Below are 20,754 nucleotides of genomic sequence, written 5' to 3' on the forward strand. Positions count from 1 at the left end.
GACGACATCGTCGTGGGGCCCGGCACACACCCGGTGCCCCGGGGCCAGGTCCCCGGACCCGCCTCGGTGCGTCTCCCGCGCCCACGCATGGGCGGCGGCCGGTCCCGGCCAAGCACGAGCGGGGTCGGTCCCCGGCCGGCCCTGTGCTGAGATGTGGGGGTGCTCGTGACCGTCACCTACCTGCAGGCGACCGATCCCGCCACGCTCGCCCCGCCGTCGTCCCCGCGGCCCTCCTCGTTCACGCTCGAGCGGGTCAGCGAGCCGGACCCCCGTCTCAACAGCCGCCTGTACTGCGCCGTCGGGGCGGGGTGGAGCTGGACCGACCGCCTGGGGTGGCCGCCGGAGGAGTGGGCGCGGTGGCTGGCGGTGCCCGGCCGGGAGACGTGGGTGGCACGCGTCGACGGCGAGATCGCCGGCTACGCGGAGCTCGCGGGCGAAACCCGCGACTCGGCCGCCGACGGTGGCACCGAGGTGGAGATCGTCTACCTCGGGCTGCTCCCCGCCTTCACCGGCCGCGGACTGGGCGGGCACCTGCTCGCCGACGTCCTGGTGCGGGCCTGGGCACTGCCGGAGCGCTGGCCCGGGCTGCCGCCGGCCACCCGGGTGTGGCTGCACACCTGCAGCCTCGACAGCCCGCACGCGCTGGCGAACTACCGGGCGCGCGGTCTGGAGGTCTACCGCACCGAGCGGCTCGAGCGGCGCGTGGCGCTGCCGTCCTCCTGACGGCTGAGGGCAGCGGCCTGACGGCTCAGGGCATCGGTGAGCCAGGACCCACCAGGTCCTCGCCCTCGCCCTCCGGCCTCAGCTGCTCCTGGTGGTCGGGCGTGCCGGGCTGGTGGGCGGCGTCCACGTCCGCCTCGGCCAGCTCCTCGTCGTCGGGCCGGGTGTGCTCGAGGTTCTCGGCGGCGGCGTCGGCCAGCTCCTTGGCGCGGTCCGCGGTCTCGCGCGGGGTCTCGGCGTCCATCTCGGTCCTTCCTCGTCGTCGTGCCCCCGGCGTCCGCCGCCGGGGACTGGCCCCAGCGTGTCCCCGGCGGGTGAGGGCCGCAACCGGCGGAATCAGGTCGGCCGCCGCGGCACCTCGGTGGCAGGATCGGGGGCGGTGCGCCGCCGGCGCCGCCAGGACCGCGGCCGATGGGCCGTCACGCACGTCTCAAGGAGTCCCATGCCCGGAGAGAACCTCACCCGCGCCGAGGCCCAGGAGCGGGCCGCCACCGTCGCGACGTCCGCCTACGACGTCGCCCTGGACCTCACCCGCGGGGAGGCGGTCTTCGGCTCGACGACGACCATCCGCTTCACGGCGAGCGAGGGTGCGGGCACGTTCGTCGACCTCATCGCCGAGTCCGTCGAGCGGATCGTGCTCAACGGCCGCGAGGTGGACACCGCGGCGTTCGACGGTGCCCGCATCACCCTGACCGACCTCGCCACGGACAACGAGCTCGTCGTCGAGGCCACCTGCCGGTACATGAACACCGGCGAGGGGCTGCACCGCTTCGTCGACCCGGTCGACGACGAGGTCTACCTCTACTCCCAGTTCGAGGTCGCCGACTCGCGCCGCGTCTTCGCCGTGTTCGAGCAGCCGGACCTCAAGGCCGTCTTCTCCTTCACCGTCACCGCCCCGGCGCACTGGACGGTCGTGTCCAACACGCCGGTCGTGGCCCCCGAGCCGGTGGCGGAGCCCGGCGCGGAGTCGCTGACCTGGCGCTTCGCCCCCACCGAGGTGATCTCCTCCTACCTCACCGCGATCGTCGCGGGCCCGTACCACAGGGTCACCGGCGAGCTGACGTCCCGCGACGGGCGCACGATCCCGCTCGGCGTGTACTGCCGCGCCTCCCTGGCCGAGTTCCTCGACGCCGAGGAGATCATGGACATCACCCGCGCCGGGTTCGCGTTCTACGAGGAGGCGTTCGACCGGCCCTACCCGTTCACCAAGTACGACCAGCTCTTCGTGCCGGAGTTCAACGCCGGCGCCATGGAGAACGTCGGCGCCGTGACGTTCCTGGAGAGCTACGTCTTCCGCTCCAAGGTCCCGGAGGCCACCGTCGAGCGCCGCGCGGTGACGATCCTGCACGAGCTCGCCCACATGTGGTTCGGCGACCTCGTCACCATGCGCTGGTGGAACGACCTGTGGCTCAACGAGTCCTTCGCCGAGTACGCCTCCCACCTGGCCACCGCCGAGGCCACCCGCTGGACGAGCGCCTGGACGACGTTCTCGTCGCTGGAGAAGTCCTGGGCGTACAACCAGGACCAGCTGCCCTCGACCCACCCCATCGTCGCGCCCATCAACGATCTCGAGGACGTCGAGGTCAACTTCGACGGCATCACGTACGCCAAGGGCGCCTCGGTGCTCAAGCAGCTCGTCGCCTGGGTGGGCCGTGACGCCTTCCTCGCGGGCGTGCGCCGCTACTTCGCCAAGCACGCCTTCGGCAACACCGAGCTGCGGGACCTGCTCGTCGAGCTCGAGGCCACCTCCGGGCGCGACCTGTCCGCCTGGTCGAGGGTCTGGCTCGAGGAGGCGGGAGTCACCCTGCTACGTCCCGAGATCGAGGACGACGACGGCACGATCGCCTCGTTCGCCATCCTCCAGGAGGCCCCGGCGGAGCACCCCACGCTGCGCCCGCACCGCCTCGTGGTGGGTGGGTACGACGTCGTCGGGGAGGGGGCCGACGCCCGCCTGGAGCGCACGGTCCGCGTCGAGCTCGATGTCGACGGCGCCCGCACCGAGGTGCCGGAGCTCGCCGGCCGGCCGCGGCCGGACCTCATCCTGGTCAACGACGAGGACCTGGCGTACGCCAAGGTTCGTCTGGACGAGCGGTCCCTCGCCACGGCGACCGCGCACCTGGGCGGCTTCACCGAGTCCCTCCCCCGGGCGCTCGTGCTCGCGGCCGCGTGGGACATGACCCGGGACGGCGAGTGGTCGGCGCGGCAGTTCATCGACCTCGCGCTGCGGGCGGTGGCCACCGAGACCGACTCCACCGTGGTCATGGTGCTGCTGCGCCAGGTCGCCACCGCCCTGGGCCAGTACGTCGCCCCGGAGCGGCGCGCCGAGGTCGGGCAGGACGTCGCCGGACGTCTGCTCGCGCTCGCGCGCGAGGCCGAGGCCGGTTCCGACACGCAGCTGCAGCTGGTGCGGGCGCTGGCCGCGCACGCGGTGGCGGGCGAGCACCTGGACGTGCTCGCGGGGCTGCTGGACGGCTCGGCGGAGCTGCCGGGGCTCACGGTGGACACGGACCTGCGGTGGACGCTGCTGCAGGGCCTGGTGGCCGGCGGGCGGGCGGCGGAGTCGGAGATCGAGGCGGAGCTGGAGCGCGACGCCACGGCGACCGGGCAGCAGCAGGCTGCCCGCGCCCGCGCGGCGATCCCCACGGCTGAGAACAAGGAGCGGGCCTGGACCGACGTCGTCGACTCCGACGCGCTGCCCAACGCCGTGCAGGCCAACGTCATCGGCGGGTTCACCCAGGTGCACGAACGCGGGCTGCTCGCGCCCTTCGTCGAGCGCTACTTCGCCGCGTTGGAGCCGGTCTGGTCCGGCCGCACGAACGAGATGGCGCAGAACATCGTCGTCGGGCTCTACCCGGGCAAGCTCGCCGGTCTCGCGGCCGAGCACGGGGTGGACGTCGTGGAGCTGACGCAGCAGTGGCTGGACTCGCACGCCGACGCCCCGCCCGCGCTGCGGCGCCTCGTGGTGGAGAACCTCGACGCCGCCCGCCGCGCGGTGCGGGCCCAGGAGGCCGACCGGGCCAGCGCCTGACGGCCGACCCCCGCCCAGGAGGTCGCAGCCGACTGCGGGTCCTTCCGCCGGGTGCGCACGCAACGACGCGCGCACCCGGCGAAGGAACCGGCACCTGGCACAAGAGCCAGCAGACGGCGGAAGAACCAGCAGACGGCGGAAGAACCGGCAGTGGGCGGAGTGCCAGCAGCCAGCGGACACGCCGGAGGCGGCCACTGCGTCCCCCGTTCACGCACGCCTACAAGCGGTGGCCCGGCGCGCGGGGCCGCACCGCTCAGGGCACCAGGGCGCTGAGGTCGTCCACGGCGTCGTGGGCGCCGGCCGCCCGCAACGTGCGCGCCGCGTGCGACGTGGTCACGCCCAGCACCAGACCCACGCCCGCGCCGAGCGCGGCGCTCAGCCCGGCCGGGGTGTCCTCGGCGGCCACGCAGGCGGCCGCCTCGACACCGAGAACCTCGGCGCCGAGGCGGTACGGGGCGGGGTCGGGCTTGCCCACCTCGACCAGCTCCGCGGTGACCTGGGCGACGCCCAGGTCGGCCACCCCGAGCAGGTCCAGGGCCGCCGTCGTCCAGGCGCGGGTGGCGGAGGTGACGACGGCGACGGGCAGACCGGCCCTGCGCCACCCCGCGATCGCGTCCGCCGCGCCGGCCACCGGGGCCGGCGGGTAGGTCTCCACGTCCAGGCAGGCGATGACCTCGTGGGCCAGGCCCATCGGGTCCTCGCCCGTCCACGGGCCCTCCACTGCCGCGAACACCTCCGCCCCGCGCCGGCCGGCGAAGAGGTGGAGCATGTCCGCGGGCACGTCCCAGCCGCGGCGCGCGAAGTACGTGGCGAACGCGGCGCGGTGGGTCGGCTCGGAGTCCACCAGCGTGCCGTCCAGGTCCAGGAGCAGGCCGGCGCCCGGCGAACGCAGCATCGCGTCCACCCGGCCGCGCAGGCCGGAGTCCGTCACGCCCAGGAGAAGAGCTCGTCGCCCGCGGACACGCTGTCGCCGGGCTGCACCGCCTGGGTCAGGGACTCCGCCGTGCCCTCGAGCGCGATGACCGGGGTGACCGGGGAGCGGCCACCGGCGGCCACCTGCTCGGGCGACCAGGTGACGAGCAGCTGCCCGGCCTCGACCTTGTCCTTCTCCTGCGCGTGAAGGGTGAACCCCTCGCCGCCCAGCTGGACGGTGTCCAGGCCGAGGTGCACGAGAACGCCACGTCCGCCGTCGGCCACCAGGACGAAGGCGTGCGGGTGGAACTTCATGATGGTCCCGGCCACGGGGGCCCGGACCTCAGACACCTCGGCACCGGCGGGGTCGACGGCGATGCCCGGCCCCACGATGGCCTCGGAGAAGACGGGGTCCGGCACGTCCTTCAGAGCCAGGACCTTTCCGGCGACGGGCGCGAGGACCCGCAGCGTCACCGCAGGTCCTCGATGTCCTCGGCGATCGTGTCCGCCTGGGGGCCGACGACCACCTGGACGGCCGCGCCCTGCTGGACGACGCCGAAGGCGCCCGCGGCGCGCAGACCGGCCTCGTCGACCTTGGCCGGGTCCTCGACCTCCACGCGCAGCCGCGTGATGCACGCCTCGAGGTCGAGGATGTTGGCGTCCCCGCCCAGCGCCGCGAGGATCTGCTCCGCCTGGCTCATCTTCAGCTCCTGTCGTCACGGACCGGCCGTGACCCTGCCGGCGGAACTCCCCGCCGTGCGCCGTCGGGCGCCCGCACCGGGGCAGTCTGCCCCGGCATGCTGATAAGACCGCGCAGGCCAGCCGTGTGTCAAGCGTTCCCCAAGGCGCGGCGCGGGTCCTTGACACACAGGTTTGCTGGCGATTCAGTGTGCGCGTCGGCTCGTCCGTATCGCAGTGCGAGACGGAGGGGTGGACGCACCCCGGAGCGTCCCGGTGCGCGCCGAAGCGCACGCCAGGTGGGCCGCTCCTGACCATTGGAGCAGCGATGACCACCACCGCGGCGGGTGTCCCCGCCACCAAGCAGAAGAGAAGCATCCCGGGCTTCGCCCAGGCCCAGCGCGTCGGCCGCTCGCTCATGCTGCCCATCGCCGTGCTGCCCGCCGCCGGCCTCCTCCTGCGCTTCGGCCAGCCGGACATGCTGGGCGAGCAGGGCGTGTCGAGCTGGCCAGGCATGGCCTGGATGCTGCCGGTCGCCAACGTGTTCGCCGCCGCGGGCAACGCGGTGTTCGGCAACCTGCCGATCATCTTCGCGCTCGGCGTCGCCATCGGCTTCGCACGCAAGTCCGACGGTTCGACGGCGCTCGCCGGCCTCGTCGGCTACCTGACCTTCTCCGCCGTGCTCGACGCGCTCGCGCCCTACTTCGGCGCCGGCGCCGAGGGCGAGGAGACCATCAACTACGGCGTGCTCGGCGGCATCACGATCGGCATCATCGCGGCCCTGCTCTGGCAGCGCTTCTACCGCACGAAGCTGCCTCCGTACCTCGCCTTCTTCGGCGGACGCCGGCTGGTGCCGATCATCACCGCGTTCGTCGCCGTGGTCGTGGCGGTGCTGTTCGCCCTGATCTACCCCGCGTTCAACGCCGTCATCGGCGGGTTCGGCCGGTGGGTCACGGACGAGGGCAACGTCGTCATCGGCGGCTTCGTCTTCGGCACGCTCAACCGCCTGCTGATCCCCTTCGGCCTTCACCACCTGCTCAACAACCTCCCGTGGTTCCAGTTCGGCGAGTACACGAACCCGGACACGGGCCAGGTGGCGCAGGGTGACATCTTCCGCTTCTTCGCCGGGGACCCGACCGCGGGAACGTTCATGACCGGCTTCTTCCCGATCATGATGTTCGCGCTGCCCGCGGCCGCCCTCGCGATCTGGCGCCACGCGAAGCCGGAGCGCCGCAAGGTCACCGGCGGCATCATGATCTCGGTCGCCCTGACGTCCTTCCTCACCGGGATCACCGAGCCCCTGGAGTACGCCTTCGCCTACGTCGCCTTCCCGCTCTACGTCGTCCACGCCGTGCTCACCGGCACGTCGCTGGCGTTGGTCAACGCCATCGGCATCAAGGACGGGTTCACGTTCTCGGCGGGTGCGATCGACTACCTGCTCAACTTCGGCATCGCGACCATGCCGCTGTGGATCATCCCGATCGGCCTGGGCTACGCGGTGATCTACTACCTGATCTTCAGCTTCGCGATCAAGCGGTGGAACCTGCGCACCCCGGGCCGCGAGGAGGAGGGCGACACCGCCTCCGGCGCCCCGTCGGTCTTCGACGAGGCCCAGGAGGCCGCCGCCGTCTCCACCGGTGCCCGCGCTGCGGAGGAGCGGGAGGGACGGCGTCAGAACCCGGCCGCCGCCGTCGCGGAGGACACCGGCAAGGCCGCCCCCGAGCTCGACCGCGACGACCCTGACCGGGTGCCCACCACCGAGCCGTCCGCGTACGACGACCCTGCCCGCGCCGTCGGCAAGGCCTACGAGGAGCGTCGCCGCGAGCGCGAGGAGCGCGAGGGCGGCACCCCGCCCGTCGCGTAAACCGCCGACGCCGCGACGACCCCCTGCGCGGAGCTCCAAGGCTCCGTGCAGGGGGTCGTTCTGTACCCGGGCAGCTCGGTCGGGGGCACGTTGCGCCTCTCCGGCCGGCGACTCAGCGCGGACAGGCGAAGTGTCACCGCCCCCGACACCTCAGGGAGGAAGTGCCCCCTCACGGAGGAAGTGCCCCCTCACGGAGGAAGTGCCCCCTCACGGAGGAAGTGCCCCCTCACGGAGGAAGTGCCCCCTCACGGAGGAAGTGCCCCCTCACGGAGGGAGTGAGCCCTCAGGGAGGAAGTGACCTCTCACGGAGGACTTGACCTCTCGCCGGGAGGGGGTCGGGGCGCCCGTCAGGCGAGGCGGTCGTCGTCACCGAGCGCGGCGCGGACAGCGGCGACGAGGGAGAGCAGCCGGGCCGAGCCGGGAAGGTCCTCGACCATGACCACCTGCTCCGCGCCGTCGGCCAGGGGCAGCTTCCAGTTCGGGTACTCCGTGTCCGTGCCCGGCTGGTTCTGCGCGCGCCGCTCCCCCACCGCGTCGGTGAGCGAGACGCCGACGAGCACGGCCGGCGTGCGCAGCACGTACACGTGCAGCGCCTCGACCAGCTCCCGCTCCGTGGGCTCCTCCCCGACCAGCCCGTGCTCGCGCAGACGGGCCACCATGCGCTGGCGCTCCGTCCGCGCCTCGGCCCGCACCTTCTCGACGGGTTCGGTCAGCAGCCCCAGCCGTTCGCGCAGGTCGACGTGCTCCTCGGCGAGGTAGCCGGCCACCGGCGGCAGGTCGTGGGTGTCGACGGTGGCGAGCACGAGGTTGCGGTAGGCGTCGGGCTCGAGCGGGTGACCGCCGTCGTCCTTCTCGAACCAGAGCACGGACGTGCCGAGCACCCCGCGGTCCTCGAGGTAGTCCCGCACCCACGGCTCGACGGTGCCCAGGTCCTCGCCGACGACGGTCGCGCCGGCCCGCGCCGCCTCGAGCAGCAGCACGCCCACCATCGCCTCGTGGTCGTAGCGGACGTAGGTGCCCTCGTCGGCGCCCATCCCGTCCGGGATCCACCACAGCCGGAACAGGCCGAGGATGTGGTCCACGCGTACCGCGCCCGCGTGGCGCAGCACGGTGCGGGCCATCTCCCGCAGCGGCGCGTAGGCGGTGCGGGCCAGGGCGTCGGGCCGCCACGGGGGCTGGCTCCAGTTCTGGCCCTGCTGGTTGTACATGTCCGGCGGCGCGCCGACGCCGATGCCCTGCGCGAACGCCTCGCGGTCGATCCAGGAGTCGGCGCCGCCCGGGTGCACGCCGACGGCGAGGTCGTGCATGACGCCCAGGCCCATGCCCGAGTCCTTCGCCACCTGCTGGGCGTGGGCGAGCTGCTCGTCCGCGACCCACTGCAGCCACACGTAGAAGTCGACCCGATCGGCGAGCTCGCGGCGGGCGCGCGCCACGTACGGCGAGCGGATGTCCCCCAGCTCCTCGGGCCAGCCGGTCTCGGCGTACTTCTCGTGCAGCGCGCACCACAGGGCGAAGTCCTCCAGCCCCTGGCCCTCGCCGGCGCGGAAACGGTCGAGCGCACGCTGGCGGGACCGGCTGCGGCCGGCGGCGAAGATCACCTCGAGCGCCTCGCGCTTCGCGGCCCAGGCGGCGTCGCGGTCGATGGGGGCGTTCGTGGCGTTCGTACCCCGCACCTCCTCGGCGGCCCACTCCACCAGCGCCCGCTGGGGGCCCGGCAGGTAGGCGACCTCACGGACCTCCTCGGGCCGGACGTAGATGGGGTTGACGAACCGGCGGGTGACCGGCAGGTACGGCGAGGGGGTCATGCGGCCGCTCGGCTCGGCGGCGTGCAGGGGGTTGATCAGCAGGAAGTCGGCCCCGAGGTCACCGGAGAAGCTGGTCAGCTCGGCCAGGTCGGACAGGTCGCCGACGCCCCACGAACGGGCGGAGCGGACCGAGTACAGCTGCGCCATCAGGCCCCACCCGCGAGAGGTGGCGACGGCCGGCCGGGGCAGGCGGTCCGGGGTCACCGCGAGCGGGGCGCGGGCCTCGGGGCCGCCGTCGACGCGGGCCACCACCTCGTGCCAGCCGACGGGCAGGCCGGCCGGGACGACGAAGGTCGCCCGGCCGGTCGCCACGCCGTCCACCTCACGCGGGGCCACCCACGCGTCCTTCTGCTCCAGCCGGCGGGTGCCACCGCCCTCGAACTCGACGACGACGGCGACCCCCGAACCGTCGGGGACGTGGACCGGGAGCTCGTGGTCGCGTCCCTGCCGCACCACCACCGACGGCGGCAGCACCGCGCGCCAGGGGGCGAGCTCCACCTCGGCGAGCGCACCCCGGACCTCCTCCTCGGTGGCCGCGGCCACGCCGAGCGCCGCGAGCACGGCCCGGATGGTCGCGGCCGGGACGACCCGGTGCTGGCCGGTGTAGTCCCAGAAGTCCGTCGCCACGCCGAAGCTGTCCGCCAGGCGGCGCAGCTCCGGCGAGGGAGTGGTGGTGTCCGCGGCCGGTGCCGGGCTCGACGTCATGGTGCTCCTCGGTGTCGACGGACGACCGTGCGTCCGGCGTGGGTTCCGCGCCGGGGGCCTCGCCCTCGCCGGCACGTCGTGCGGCGCGTGGGGCTACAGGAGCGCGCTGATCTGCTCGGCCAGGTCGTCCGCCTCGGGACCGACGACGATCTGCACGACGCGGCCGACGCGCACGACGCCGAACGCACCGGTGGCCTTCAGGTCGCTCTCCCCCACCACGGCAGGGTCCCGGACCTCCACGCGCAGACGGGTGATGCACGGCTCGACGTCGACGACGTTCGGCGCACCCCCCAGGGCGGCCACGATGCTCTCGGCCTTGTTCATGAAACTCCTCCAACAGGTTTGAGACGGTGATCGTGCGGGATTCGTCACGTTCCCGCGACCTCCTCCGAGCCTACCTGCGTGCGGAGGGTGCACCACCAGATCGGCGCGCGGCGGGCCGCACCGCCCGGGCCGCACCGTCCGGGGCCGTGCTGGTGGACCGGCGCGTGCGACGGGCACGTGCGCCCGTGACGGGCATGATGGAGGTATCCGTCAGGACAGGAGTTCCCATGAGCAACGAGGCCACGGGCGGCGAGAACGCCCAGGGCACCGTCACGTCCGTGCCGACGACCCTGCGGGGTGTCGGCGTGAGCCCAGGCGTCGCGGCCGGGCCGGTCGCGCAGGTCCGGCCGCCCGCCGGCGAGCCGCCGAGCGGTCCGGCGGTACCGGAGTCGGACGCCGAGGCCGAGGCGGGTCGCATCTCCGTGGCCGCCGACGCCGTCGCGAAGGCGCTCCAGGAGTCCGCGACGACCGTCGAGGGCGAGCGCCGCGAGCTGCTCGAGACCACGGCGCAGATGGCGGCGGACCCGACCCTGGTGAAGGGGGCGGTCGCTCTGGTGCGCGACCAGCACCTGCCCGCGCCGCGGGCGGTGTGGCAGGCCGCGGGCCAGGTGGCCGAGCAGCTGAGCGCCCTGGGCGGCTACATGGCCGAGCGGGCCAAGGACGTCGCGGACGTGCGCAACCGGATCATCGCCGAGCTGACGGGGCAGCCGATGCCCGGGGTCCCGCAGCGCTCGGAGCCGTTCGTCCTCGTGGCCACCGACCTCGCCCCCGCGGACACGGCCCTGCTCGACCCCGCCCTCGTGCGCGCCATCGTCACCGCCGAGGGCGGCCCGACCTCGCACACCGCGATCCTGGCCCGGTCCCTGGGCATCCCAGCGGTGGTCGGCGTGAGCGGCGCCGCCGAGTCCCTGCCGGAGGACGAGGTCGTCCTCGTCGACGGCGGGGCCGGCACCGTCGAGCTCGCACCGGACGCCGAGCGCGTCCGCCACGCGGAGGAGCAGCGCCGCGTCACCCGCACCTTCGACGGGCGGGGCCGCACCGCGGACGGCCACGAGGTCGCGCTGCTCGCCAACGTCGGCGACCCGGACAACGCCCGCGCCGCCGCCGAGGCCGGCGCCCAGGGCGTGGGGCTGTTCCGCACCGAGTTCTGCTTCCTCGACCGCGCCGAGGAGCCGGGGGTGGAGGAGCAGGCGGAGCAGTACCGGCGGGTGCTGGAGCAGTTCCCCGGCAAGAAGGTCGTGGTCCGCACCCTCGACGCCGGCGCGGACAAGCCGCTGCCGTTCGTCACCGACGCGGAGGAGGCCAACCCGGCCCTCGGCGTGCGCGGGCTGCGGACCGCGCGCAAGGCCCCGCAGGTGCTGGAGAACCAGCTCGCCGCGATCGCCCGGGCGGCGGACGCCACCGAGGCGGACGTGTGGGTGATGGCTCCGATGGTCGCCACGGTCACGGAGGCGGAGGACTTCGTCGCCGCGTGCGAGCGGCACGGGCTGGGCACGGCGGGCGTCATGGTCGAGGTGCCCAGCGCCGCGCTGCTGGCCGGGCCGATCCTGGCGCGGGCCGCGTTCGCCTCGATCGGCACCAACGACCTCACCCAGTACGCCATGGCCGCCGACCGGCTCCTCGGCTCGCTCGCCGAGCTGTCCGACCCGTGGCAGCCGGCCGTGCTGCGGCTGGTGGAGGCCACCTGCCAGGGCGGCGCGCAGCAGTCCCGGCCGGTCGGGGTGTGCGGCGAGGCCGCCGCGGACCCGGCCCTCGCCGTCGTCCTGGTGGGGCTGGGCGTCTCGTCGCTGTCCATGACGCCGCGGGCGCTGGCCGACGTCGCCGCGGTGCTGGCCGCCACCGACCTGGCCACCTGCCGCCGGCTCGCCCGGGCAGCCGTGGACGCGGAGTCGGCCGCCGACGCCCGAGCCCGCGTGCGCGAGGGGCTGCCGGTTCTGGGCGAGCTCGGGCTGTGAGCGATGATGGGACGGTGACCGCGCACCCTCCCACCCCCGCTGACATGTCCGCCGTGTTCGAGGCCATGGGCGGGCACGCCACGTTCGCCCGGCTGGTGCACCGGTTCTACCAGGGCGTCCGTGAGGACGAGCTGCTGGCCCCGATGTACCCGCAGGACGACTGGGAGGGCGCCGAGGAGCGCCTGACGATGTTCCTCGAGCAGTACTGGGGCGGGCCGACCACCTACTCGCAGCAGCGTGGTCACCCGATGCTGCGCCGTCGCCACATGCCCTTCGAGGTGACCCCCGCCGCCCGGGACCGCTGGCTCGCCCACATGCGGGTCGGCGTCGACGAGCTCGGCCTCTCCCCCGAGCTGGAGGCCCTGCTGTGGGACTATCTCGAACGCGCCGCGCACGCGATGGTCAACACGCCCGAACCCGGCCGCCGCAGCCTGATCTGAGGAGTCCGATGCCCCAGCTTCCCGAAGCCCCCGACGCCTCCGCCGTCCTCGACGTCCCGGAGACCGACGTCGAGCCTCTGGCGACGGTCCTGCGCACCCTGCGGCTGACCCGCCTCGGCCCGGACGAGTTCACCGGCACCTCCCTGCCCCAGCTGACCGGGCGCATCTACGGCGGGCAGGTGCTGGCGCAGTCCGTGCTGGCCGCCGCCGCGACCCTGCCCGACGACGGCGACGGCTCGCGTCAGCTGCACTCCGTGCACGGGTACTTCCTGCGACCGGGCAAGGTCGAGCTGCCGATCACGTTCGCGGTCGAGCGACTCCACGACGGCCGCTCCTTCAGCACCCGGCGCACGCACGCGCTGCAGCAGGGCAAGCCGATCCTCTCCCTCATCAGCTCCTACCAGGAGGACCAGCCCGGCCGGGAGCACGCGGCCGCGGCACCGCCTGCCGCCGACCCCGAGAGCCTGCCCAGCGCGCTGACGCTCTTCAGCGAGGTCGACCACCCGGCCGCGAAGTTCATGTCCTCCACGGCCGCGTTCGACATCCGTCACGTCGAGCGGGACATCTACCTGCGTGAGGCCGAGCGGGCGACCGACTCGCAGATGCTGTGGATGCGGGTGCGCTCGCCGCTGCCGGAGGGGCTCACCCAGCTCCAGCACCGGGCGCTGCTGGCGTACGCGTGCGACCAGGTGCTGCTGGAGCCGGTGCTGCGCCGCCACGGGCTGAGCTGGCGGACGGAGGGGCTGAGCGTGGCGAGCCTCGACCACGGCATGTGGTGGCACCGCCCGCTCGACGTCGGCCAGTGGCTCCTCTACGTCCAGGAGTCCCCCTCCGCCCAGGGCGGCCGCGGGCTCGGCATCGCCAAGATCTTCGACACGGCCGGCACCCACGTGGCCACGGTCGCCCAGGAGGGCATGGTCCGCGTGCCGGCCGACGCCGAGCCCGGACCCGGCACGGAGCGGCACCCGGTCTCCGTGCCGGGACCGGACGAGGTGTGGAAGCGCCCGTCGCTGCGCTGAGCGACGGGCGCCTCCCGGTCAGCCGAGCGTGCCCGCCCGGACGGCCACGTCCGCGACGGTGCCGGCCTCCACGGTGACGAAGGTCGACGCCGTCCCCTCGGCGCCCTCCTCGACCACCTGCACCCGGTAGCGGCCGGGTGCGAGGTCGACCGCCCCGAACCAGCCCGACCCGTCGGTGCGCACCACGAGCTTCTGCCCCGGCCCGGAGACCGGGTGGAGCACCACGTCCACCTGGTCCGCCACCGTCCCGTCCGCCAGGGTGACGGTGCCGGCGACGTTCCCGGTGGTGGCGGCGGTCTTCCACGTCATCGTCGGCACAGCGACGTCGTCGGCGAAGACGTCGCTCCGCAGCGCCGCCGTGAGAGCGGCCCGCTCGGCGTCCTTGACGGCCTGGCTGCCGGACGCGGTCGCCGCCATGGTGGCGTTGGCGTAGGAGTAGCCCATCCACCCGTCGAAGCCGCTCGCGAGGGTGTCCCGGGCCTGCTGGACGGAGCTGTCGACGTCGTTGAGGTACAGCGCCGGGCCGTTGACCACGTGCCGCCCGGCACGGTACTCGACCAGGGCGTCGTTCCACTCGTCGAACATCTGCGCCTGCGCGGGCATCCACTCGCGCTTGTAGTTCATGGCGGTGACGGTGTCGACGATGCCCTCGTCCAGCCAGCTCTTCCAGTCCTGCATGACGTTGCGGTACGGGCGGGTGCCCTCCCAGCCGCCGTAGCTCGCCGGTCCGAACGCGTAGGTGATGCCGTTGATGCTGAGCCGGTCGGTGGGGTCGACCTCGTACATCCCCAGGTAGATCTTGCGGACGAGCGCCGAGACCTGGTCGCGGCGCCAGTCGCTGAACTGCTCGTCCGTGGGCGCGGGGACGTCGGTGCGCCCGGTCTCGGCGGCGAACCGGGCGAGGGAGACCTCGGAGTAGCCCCAGTCGTTGACGAAGTCGCCGCTGTTGTAGTCGGGGTAGCGGATGTAGTCGAGGTTGACGCCGTCGACGTCGTAGTTCTCGGTGATGGAAGCCACGGCGTCGACGATGTAGTCGACCACGTGCGGGTTGGCGGGGTCCACGAAGGAGTTGTTGCCGACCTTCTCCACCCCGTCGACCCTCTTGTTCAGCCACCGGTCCTCACCCTCGGCGGCGAAGCCGTGGGCGTTGAAGGCGTGCTCGGGCGAGCGCGGCGGGGTGGCGGAGTTCCACAGGGTCGTGGCGTTGACCCACGCGTGGACCTCGATGCCGGCGGCGTGCGCCTGCTCGATGACCTCGGCGAGCGGGTCGTACGGCGCCGGGTCGATCCAGGCGTCGGTGCGCGGGTACAGCGCGTCGTTGCAGAAGCAGTCGAACCGGCGGCCCACCTGGACCACGAGCGCGTTGGCGCCGAGCGCCTCCGCGTCCGCGACCAGGGCGGTGACCTGCTCGGCGTCGTAGATCCCCGGGTTGAAGGCGTCGACCCAGTACCCGCGCCACTGCTCCGGCCGGTCCTGGTCGACGTCCGTCGTGCCGGCCGTGGCCGGCGCGGCGAGCGCGAGCGCGGGCAGGAGTGCGAGGCCCCCCAGCGCGGCGATCGTCCGTGAGGTCGGTCGTCTCATGTCTTGCTCCCCCTTGCAGTTGTGATCCTTGTCGTCGCACGGCTCCGGGCGACGACGGTCGCCGCCGGTGGTCCGGCGGCTCGCCCGCCGCCTCGGTGCGGCGGGCGGGGTCCGGCGCGCGTCGTCGGGCGCCGGACCCTCGGGAACTTCCCCGGGTGCTGCTCCTTCCCCCTCGGTCGGTGTCGGTGAAGTTTGGTGGCCCGCCGCGACGGCCCGTCAGTGCGCGGCGCTGCGCGGGCGGTGCTCCAGCCGCCGGTCGCGGACGGCGTCGCGGGTGGCCTCGAGGGCCCGCTGGCTCGCGGCGAAGGTCCGCTGGGCGACGCCGACGAACACGCAGTCGACGACGGTCAGCTGTGCGAGCCGGGAGGCGGTGGCGCCGGAGCGGAAGGTGGTCTCCCGGGCCGCGGTGAGCAGCACGTGGTCGGCCTCCTGGGCGATCTGCGACCGGGGCGCGTTGGTGATCGCGACCGTGGTGGCGCCGCTGCGCCGGGCGATGGCGAGCGCGTCCACCGTGTCGATGGTGGTGCCGGTGTGCGAGATGCCGATGGCCACGTCGCCCGGTTCCAGCAGCGCCGCGGAGGTGAGGGCGAGGTGCGCGTCGGGGTAGGAGAACGCCACCCGCCCGATGCGGTGGAGCTTCTGCTGCAGGTCCGCCGCCACGATCCCCGAGGCACCCACCCCGTAGACGTCGGTCCGGCCCGCCGCCACCACCGCGTCGACGACCGCCTCCAGGGCGGGCACGGAGAGCGCCCGCCCGGTGTCCTCCACGGCGCGCGCGTCGGCGAAGGCGATCTTGGCGACGACGGAGGCGAGGTCGTCCCCCTCGGCGATGTCGCCGGGAAGCTCGGCGGGGCGGGACTCGCCGGCCCGTCTGCCGAGGTCGGCGACGAGCGCGAGGCGGAACTGCCGGTAGCCGGCGAGCCCGACCTCCCGGCACAGCCGCACGATCGTCGACTGGGACGTGCCGGAGGCGTCCGCGAGCCCGGTGATGGTCAGGTCGGCGGCCCGCTCCGGGTCGGCGAGCACGAACTCGGCGACGCGCCGGGTGGAGGGCTGCAGGTCGTCGAGCAACCCTCGCAGCCGCACCGCGAGCGCCACCTCGGTCACGGCACCGTCGTCCCGTCAAGTGTGGCGACGGCGGAACGGACCCCGGCCGGGTCGTCGGCCCTGTCGGGGTCGGGCGGGAAGCCGGCGACGGCGTCGGCCGCGGCGGCGACGTCGGTGCCGGCGAGCAGGGCCACCAGAGCCACCCGCACCCGGCCGCCGGCCTCCTCGAGCACCTCGGCGCACCGGGCGGGCTCGCGGCCGGTGGCCTGGACGAGCATGCGCACCGTGCGGGCGCGCAGCTTCTGGTTGGTCGGCCGCACCTCGATCATGAGGTTCGAGAAGGTCTTGCCCAGGCGCACCATGACGGCGGTGGAGAAGGTGTTCAGGACCAGCTTCTGGGCCGTCGCCGCCTTCATGCGCGTCGATCCGGTCACCACCTCGGGGCCGGTGTCCACCAGGACCGCGACGTCGACGTCGGCGGCCAGCGGCGCCCCGGGGTTGGTGGACAGCAGGGCGGTCCCCGCGCCGAGGCTCCGTGCGACCTCCAGCGCGCCGGCGACGAACGGGGTGCGCCCGCTGGCGGTGAGCCCCACGACCAGGTCCCGCCCGGTGAACTGGCTGCCGAGGGCCCGGCCGGCGTCGACGTCGTCCTCGGCGCCCTCGACGGCGAGCATCATCGCCCCCTCGCCGCCGGCGAGGTGGGCGCGGAAGGCCTCCTCCCCGACGTCGTAGGTGGGCAGCAGCTCGACGGCGTCGAGGACCCCGAGCCGGCCGGAGGTGCCCGAGCCGACGTAGTGCACGCGCCCACCCGCAGCGAGTGCCGCGACCGCCCGCTCGACGAGCTCTGCCACCGCGTCCGCGACGGCGGCGACGGCGTCGAGGACGGCACGGTCCTCCGCCATCACCAGGTCGACGAGCTCGCGTGCCGGCAGCTGGTCGATCGCGCCGGTGCGCGGGTTGCGCTCCTCCGTCGGGGAGCGAAGCCCGATGACCTCGCGCCAGTCGTTGTCGGTGCGGCTCATCGCGGCTCCAGGGAACGTCGGGCGCGGCTGGCCGCGCGGGACTGCCGCCGCGGGCCGCACCGGCCGGCCGTCGCGGTGGTTGGATGGGGCGGAACCATCTGGGTGATAATTTCCGCCAACTGCTCTGAGTTGGAAAGTTACCACCGTCTTGCGAGGTGTGGAACAGCATGGCCTCTCCCCTGCGCGCCGTCGTCGGTCTCGACGTGGGCGGGACCTCCTCCACCGCCGGCGTGCTCGCCGACGACGGCACCGTGCTCGCGGTGCTGGACGGGCCCGGCGCGAACTTCCGGTCCTCCCCGGGCGCGGTCGCCGAGCACGTCGGCTCGCTGCTCACCGCCGTGGCGGCACGGGTCCGGGACCGCGTCGGAACGGTGCGGCCCTGGGCGGTCGACGCGCTGGTGGCCGGCGTCGCCGGCGCGGGGCCCGCCGGGCGGGACCGAGCGGTGGCTCTTTTTCAGGGCGCCGTGCCGAGGACCGGCCTGCCCGTCACGGGCGCCGCCGAGGTGGTGACCGACCCTGTGGTGGCCTACGCGGCCGGGGCGCCGGGTCCCGACGGGGCGCTCCTGCTGGCCGGCACCGGGGCCGTGGCGCTGCGCGTCGCGGGGTTCGCGGAGCTGGCCCGCAGCGACGGGCTCGGCTGGCTGCTCGGGGACGTGGGCTCCGGCGTCTGGCTGGCGCTGGCCGGGCTGCGTGCCGCGGCGGCGGACCTCGACGGGCGCGGCCCGGGCACGGCGCTGACGCGGGCCGCGGCCGCCTTCGCCGCCGCGGGCGGCGCCGACGGCACGGGGGACCCCCGCCAGGACCTCGTGCGGCTGACGGACCTGCGCTCCCCCGCGGAGCTCGGCGCGTTCGCACGGGAGGTGACCGCGTTCGCGGAGGCGGGTGACGCCGTCGCCTCCGGCATCGTCGCCGAGGGCGTGGCGGGACTGCTGCGCACGCTCTCGGTCGTGGCCGACGGCGCCACGGACGTGGTGCTCGCGGGTTCCGTGCTGACCCGGCCGGGTCCCGTGCGCGAGGGGGTGCTCGCCGCGCTGGGCGGGCCGGCCGGCGGGCCCCGCGTCCACGACGCCGCCGCCCCCGTGGTCGGGTCCCTGCGTCTCGCCGCCGACCGCGCCGGGTGGCCGCTGCCCGACGTCGGCGCGCTCAGCGCCGCCGTGGAGGCCTGCCGTGCCTGAGCGCGCACGGCCGGCCGCGTCCGCGGACGCCGGACCGCCCACGGCCGCCGGCGCGGGGCCGCTCGTGATCGGCGGCTACCGCCCCGAGGACCGCGCCGCGCTCTACGACGTCTGCCTGCGCACCGGGGACGCGGGCGGCGACGCCACGGCCCTCTACCGCGACCACGATCTTCTCGGCCACGTCTACCTCGGCGCCTACCTCGCCCTCGAGCCCCGGCTCGCCCGCGTCCTGCGCCGCCCGGACGGCTCCGCCGTCGGCTACGCCGTCGCGACCGCGGACACGACGGCGTTCGAGCAGGCGTGCGCGGCGTCGTGGTGGCCACCGCTCCGGGCCCGGTACCCGTTGCCCGACCCGGACGACGACTCCCCCGACGCGGCGCTCGTGCGCATCCTCCACGCCGGGACGCGCACCGAGGGCGGTTGGCTGGCCGACCACCCGGCCCAGCTGCACGTCGACCTGCTGCCCGAGGCGCAGGGCGGCGGCCACGGCCGGCGCCTGCTCGAGGCGCTGCTCGAGGCGCTGGCCGCCGCCGGCGCGCCCGGGCTGCACCTCGGGGTCTCGCCCGAGAACACCGCGGCGATCGGCTTCTACCGGCACCTCGGGCTGCGCACGCTGGAGGCCCGGCCGGACGCGCTCGTGCTCGGCACGCGCCTGGGGTAGCCGCTCCCGGCGCGCGCGTCGCCGTCGCCGCTCGCAGACTGACCCCGTGAGAGGTAAGCGATGAGACTGCGGCGGGTGCGGGTCGACAGGCCCGGGCTGACGAGGCGCCGGGCGGGGAAGGGGTTCGTCTACCTCGACGCCGAGGGTGCACGCGTCACCGACCCCGACGTGCTGGCCCGCTGCGCCTCGCTCGTCATCCCGCCCGCCTGGAAGCAGGTGTGGATCTGCCCCGTGCCCAACGGCCACATCCAGGCCGTCGGGACCGACGACGCCGGGCGGCGCCAGTACCTGTACCACCCCGCCTGGCGGGAGAGCCGGGACGCCGCCAAGCACGAGCGCGTCCTCGAGCTCGCGCGCCGGCTGCCCGCGGCCCGGCGCCGGGTGACCATGGACCTCAACCGGCCGGGGATGCCGCGCGAACGGGCGCTCGCCGTCGCTTTCCGGCTGCTCGACCTGGGGTACTTCCGGGTGGGCGGGGAGAGCTACGCGGAGCACAACGGCAGCTACGGGCTCGCCACCCTGCGCAAGCGGCACCTGAAGATCACCAAGGACCGCGAGCTGGTGTTCGCCTATCTCGCCAAGTCCGGGCAGTCGCGGCGCCTGGTGCTGCGCGACGAGGCGCTCGTCGAACCGCTGACCACGCTGCGGCGTCGCCGGGGCGGGGGCGAGGAGCTGCTCGCCTACCGCCGCGGGAGCCGGTGGGTGGACATCACGAGCGCGGACATCAACGAGTACGTCAAGGAGCGGCTGGGACCCGACGCGTCGGCGAAGGACTTCCGCACCTGGCACGCCACGGTCCTCGCGGCGCTCGAGCTGGCCCTGCGCACCCCCGGCGCCACCAGCCGCACCGCTCACAAGCGCGCGGAGCGCGAGGCGGTGAAGGCGGTCGCGGAGTACCTGGGCAACACCCCCGCGGTGTGCCGCGCCTCCTACATCGACTCCCGGGTGCTCGACCTGGCCGAGCGTGGGCGCACCATCGACCTGAAGCTGGCGGCCCGGGCCGACAACCCGGGCGACCCGGCGCCGCCCGACACGCACGGGGCCGTGGAGCGCGCGGTGCTCGACCTGCTCTGCTGACTCCTCACCGGTCGGTGCCGGTCACCGCCGACGACGGAACGGGACCGGATCGTCCGTGTAGGGCTCCCAGGCGGCCCGCTCGGCGTCGGTCATGCGCCGGGGCCTCTCCGTCTCCTCGTCGATGAGCACCAGCGTCGTCATCGCGCGCACGGCGGGGCCGTCGGCGCCCTCGATCTCGTAGCAGACGTCGATGCTGGCGCCCCCGAGGTGCGAGATCCACAGCTGCACCTCGACGGGGCGCAGCGTGTAGGGCAGCGGCGCGAGGTACTCGATCTCCTGCCGTGCGATGTAGGTGTTGGTGCCCGAGCCGGGACCGGTGGCGAGGATCTTGGTGCCCGGTGCGCCATGGTGCGGGTGCGCCGGGTCGACTCCCCCGCCGATCGCGTCGAGCTGTGCGTCCCCGGGGACCGAGGCCCAGAACGCGGCGATACGCGCCTCCTCCAGGAGCGTGAACATCTTCGCGTTGTTGACGTGCTGGTAGCCGTCGATGTCGCTCCAGCGGATGTGCAGGGGGATGGTCAGCCGTGCCACGGGGCCTCCAGGCGGGGTCGGTCGGTGACGAGGGGCGCCCGCGGACACTAACGGACCCGCCGGACGCTGACCAACGGGCGGGGCTACGGGCGGGGACGGGACGCTGAGCGACGGGCATGGACCGGCGCTGACCGACGGGCGCGGCCGGCGACCGGTGTGCCCGACGAGGAACGGCCGGCCCCCGCGTTGCGGGGACCGGCCGTGCTCGGG

General features: G+C 74.4%; 18 protein-coding genes and 1 pseudogene. 9 read left to right on the plus strand and 10 right to left on the minus strand.

What is annotated here, in order from left to right; all coding sequences use genetic code 11:
* The first annotated feature begins 165 nt into the window (after window positions 1-165).
* Complete coding sequence (locus tag ATJ97_RS05115) at window positions 166-723, plus strand: GNAT family N-acetyltransferase (protein WP_245862152.1); 558 nt, start codon at window positions 166-168, stop codon at window positions 721-723.
* Between the two features lie 25 nt (window positions 724-748).
* Here the strand turns inward: ATJ97_RS05115 and ATJ97_RS05120 are convergent, their stop codons facing one another.
* The gene (locus ATJ97_RS05120; protein ID WP_098482810.1) at window positions 749-964 is read right to left on the minus strand and encodes a hypothetical protein; all 216 of its coding nucleotides are present in this window, start codon (window positions 962-964) and stop codon (window positions 749-751) included.
* A gap of 198 nt (window positions 965-1,162) precedes the next feature.
* On the opposite strand from ATJ97_RS05120, the gene pepN reads away from it, so the two are divergent.
* The gene (pepN, locus tag ATJ97_RS05125; protein ID WP_098482811.1) at window positions 1,163-3,748 is read left to right on the plus strand and encodes an aminopeptidase N; all 2,586 of its coding nucleotides are present in this window, start codon (window positions 1,163-1,165) and stop codon (window positions 3,746-3,748) included.
* A 253-nt stretch (window positions 3,749-4,001) separates the two neighbouring features.
* On the opposite strand, the gene ATJ97_RS05130 is transcribed toward pepN, so the two are convergent.
* Genes ATJ97_RS05130 through ATJ97_RS05140 form a run of 3 tightly spaced genes read right to left on the minus strand, consistent with a single transcriptional unit; the run spans window position 4,002 to window position 5,361 of the window.
* Window positions 4,002-4,679, minus strand: coding sequence for an HAD family hydrolase (locus ATJ97_RS05130; protein WP_098482812.1), 678 nt, complete (start codon window positions 4,677-4,679; stop codon window positions 4,002-4,004).
* Complete coding sequence (locus tag ATJ97_RS05135) at window positions 4,676-5,134, minus strand: PTS sugar transporter subunit IIA (RefSeq protein WP_098482813.1); 459 nt, start codon at window positions 5,132-5,134, stop codon at window positions 4,676-4,678. The genes ATJ97_RS05130 and ATJ97_RS05135 overlap by 4 nt, the downstream gene beginning before the upstream one ends.
* Window positions 5,131-5,361: a PTS sugar transporter subunit IIB gene (locus ATJ97_RS05140; protein ID WP_043498907.1), complete on the minus strand. Its 231-nt coding sequence runs from the start codon at window positions 5,359-5,361 to the stop codon at window positions 5,131-5,133. Before ATJ97_RS05140 ends, ATJ97_RS05135 begins: the two co-directional genes overlap by 4 nt.
* A 305-nt stretch (window positions 5,362-5,666) precedes the next feature.
* Between ATJ97_RS05140 and ATJ97_RS05145 the strand changes: the two are divergent.
* Window positions 5,667-7,007: pseudogene (locus ATJ97_RS05145) on the plus strand (PTS transporter subunit EIIC); the annotation flags it as partial.
* 542 nt (window positions 7,008-7,549) lie between these two features.
* Here the strand turns inward: ATJ97_RS05145 and malQ are convergent.
* Together malQ and ATJ97_RS05155 are read right to left on the minus strand one after the other, a co-directional pair.
* A complete protein-coding gene (gene malQ, locus ATJ97_RS05150) occupies window positions 7,550-9,712 on the minus strand; it encodes a 4-alpha-glucanotransferase (RefSeq protein WP_098482815.1) in 2,163 nt (720 codons plus the stop codon).
* Between the two features lie 93 nt (window positions 9,713-9,805).
* A complete protein-coding gene (locus tag ATJ97_RS05155; RefSeq protein WP_043499863.1) occupies window positions 9,806-10,036 on the minus strand; it encodes a PTS sugar transporter subunit IIB in 231 nt (76 codons plus the stop codon).
* Between the two features lie 227 nt (window positions 10,037-10,263).
* On the opposite strand from ATJ97_RS05155, the gene ptsP reads away from it, so the two are divergent.
* The 3 genes from ptsP to ATJ97_RS05170 are packed head-to-tail and all read left to right on the plus strand — an operon-like array spanning window position 10,264 to window position 13,450.
* Window positions 10,264-11,991, plus strand: coding sequence for a phosphoenolpyruvate--protein phosphotransferase (gene ptsP / locus ATJ97_RS05160; protein WP_098482816.1), 1,728 nt, complete (start codon window positions 10,264-10,266; stop codon window positions 11,989-11,991).
* Window positions 11,992-12,035: 44 nt separating this feature from the next.
* Window positions 12,036-12,431, plus strand: coding sequence for a globin (locus tag ATJ97_RS05165; protein WP_098482817.1), 396 nt, complete (start codon window positions 12,036-12,038; stop codon window positions 12,429-12,431).
* Between the two features lie 8 nt (window positions 12,432-12,439).
* On the plus strand, window positions 12,440-13,450 hold the full coding sequence (locus ATJ97_RS05170; protein ID WP_098482818.1) for an acyl-CoA thioesterase: 1,011 nt from the start codon (window positions 12,440-12,442) through the stop codon (window positions 13,448-13,450).
* An 18-nt stretch (window positions 13,451-13,468) separates the two neighbouring features.
* Here ATJ97_RS05170 and ATJ97_RS05175 read toward each other — a convergent pair whose 3' ends face one another.
* The 3 genes from ATJ97_RS05175 to ATJ97_RS05185 all read right to left on the minus strand — a co-directional run bounded on the left by ATJ97_RS05175 (window position 13,469) and on the right by ATJ97_RS05185 (window position 17,100).
* Window positions 13,469-15,031, minus strand: coding sequence for a family 10 glycosylhydrolase (locus ATJ97_RS05175; RefSeq protein WP_098482819.1), 1,563 nt, complete (start codon window positions 15,029-15,031; stop codon window positions 13,469-13,471).
* A 216-nt stretch (window positions 15,032-15,247) separates the two neighbouring features.
* Complete coding sequence (locus ATJ97_RS05180) at window positions 15,248-16,138, minus strand: MurR/RpiR family transcriptional regulator (protein ID WP_245862155.1); 891 nt, start codon at window positions 16,136-16,138, stop codon at window positions 15,248-15,250.
* On the minus strand, window positions 16,135-17,100 hold the full coding sequence (locus ATJ97_RS05185) for an N-acetylmuramic acid 6-phosphate etherase (protein WP_098482820.1): 966 nt from the start codon (window positions 17,098-17,100) through the stop codon (window positions 16,135-16,137). The genes ATJ97_RS05180 and ATJ97_RS05185 overlap by 4 nt, the downstream gene beginning before the upstream one ends.
* A gap of 167 nt (window positions 17,101-17,267) precedes the next feature.
* Between ATJ97_RS05185 and ATJ97_RS05190 the strand changes: the two genes are divergently transcribed.
* Genes ATJ97_RS05190 through ATJ97_RS05200 form a run of 3 tightly spaced genes read left to right on the plus strand, consistent with a single transcriptional unit; the run spans window position 17,268 to window position 20,013 of the window.
* A complete protein-coding gene (locus tag ATJ97_RS05190) occupies window positions 17,268-18,275 on the plus strand; it encodes a BadF/BadG/BcrA/BcrD ATPase family protein (protein WP_098482821.1) in 1,008 nt (335 codons plus the stop codon).
* A complete protein-coding gene (locus ATJ97_RS05195; RefSeq protein WP_245862157.1) occupies window positions 18,268-18,936 on the plus strand; it encodes a GNAT family N-acetyltransferase in 669 nt (222 codons plus the stop codon). Before ATJ97_RS05190 ends, ATJ97_RS05195 begins: the two co-directional genes overlap by 8 nt.
* A gap of 60 nt (window positions 18,937-18,996) precedes the next feature.
* Window positions 18,997-20,013, plus strand: coding sequence for a DNA topoisomerase IB (locus tag ATJ97_RS05200; protein ID WP_098482822.1), 1,017 nt, complete (start codon window positions 18,997-18,999; stop codon window positions 20,011-20,013).
* Between the two features lie 21 nt (window positions 20,014-20,034).
* Here ATJ97_RS05200 and ATJ97_RS05205 read toward each other — a convergent pair whose 3' ends face one another.
* Window positions 20,035-20,544: an acyl-CoA thioesterase gene (locus tag ATJ97_RS05205; protein WP_098482823.1), complete on the minus strand. Its 510-nt coding sequence runs from the start codon at window positions 20,542-20,544 to the stop codon at window positions 20,035-20,037.
* Window positions 20,545-20,754: the final 210 nt, after the last annotated feature.

This window comes from Georgenia soli, from assembly GCF_002563695.1.
In the GTDB taxonomy this organism is placed as follows: domain Bacteria; phylum Actinomycetota; class Actinomycetes; order Actinomycetales; family Actinomycetaceae; genus Georgenia; species Georgenia soli.

Bases quoted from the DNA above. Each gene is read 5' to 3' on its own strand.
- ptsP (WP_098482816.1), top strand. From the start codon at position 10,264: ATGAGCAACGAGGCCACGGGCGGCGAGAACGCCCAGGGCACCGTCACG.
- ATJ97_RS05165 (WP_098482817.1), top strand. From the start codon at position 12,036: ATGTCCGCCGTGTTCGAGGCCATGGGCGGGCACGCCACGTTCGCCCGG.
- ATJ97_RS05140 (WP_043498907.1), bottom strand. From the start codon at position 5,361: ATGAGCCAGGCGGAGCAGATCCTCGCGGCGCTGGGCGGGGACGCCAAC.
- ATJ97_RS05170 (WP_098482818.1), top strand. From the start codon at position 12,440: ATGCCCCAGCTTCCCGAAGCCCCCGACGCCTCCGCCGTCCTCGACGTC.
- ATJ97_RS05185 (WP_098482820.1), bottom strand. From the start codon at position 17,100: ATGAGCCGCACCGACAACGACTGGCGCGAGGTCATCGGGCTTCGCTCC.
- ATJ97_RS05120 (WP_098482810.1), bottom strand. From the start codon at position 964: ATGGACGCCGAGACCCCGCGCGAGACCGCGGACCGCGCCAAGGAGCTG.
- ATJ97_RS05155 (WP_043499863.1), bottom strand. From the start codon at position 10,036: ATGAACAAGGCCGAGAGCATCGTGGCCGCCCTGGGGGGTGCGCCGAAC.
- ATJ97_RS05175 (WP_098482819.1), bottom strand. From the start codon at position 15,031: ATGAGACGACCGACCTCACGGACGATCGCCGCGCTGGGGGGCCTCGCA.
- ATJ97_RS05190 (WP_098482821.1), top strand. From the start codon at position 17,268: ATGGCCTCTCCCCTGCGCGCCGTCGTCGGTCTCGACGTGGGCGGGACC.
- pepN (WP_098482811.1), top strand. From the start codon at position 1,163: ATGCCCGGAGAGAACCTCACCCGCGCCGAGGCCCAGGAGCGGGCCGCC.
- malQ (WP_098482815.1), bottom strand. From the start codon at position 9,712: ATGACGTCGAGCCCGGCACCGGCCGCGGACACCACCACTCCCTCGCCG.
- ATJ97_RS05200 (WP_098482822.1), top strand. From the start codon at position 18,997: ATGAGACTGCGGCGGGTGCGGGTCGACAGGCCCGGGCTGACGAGGCGC.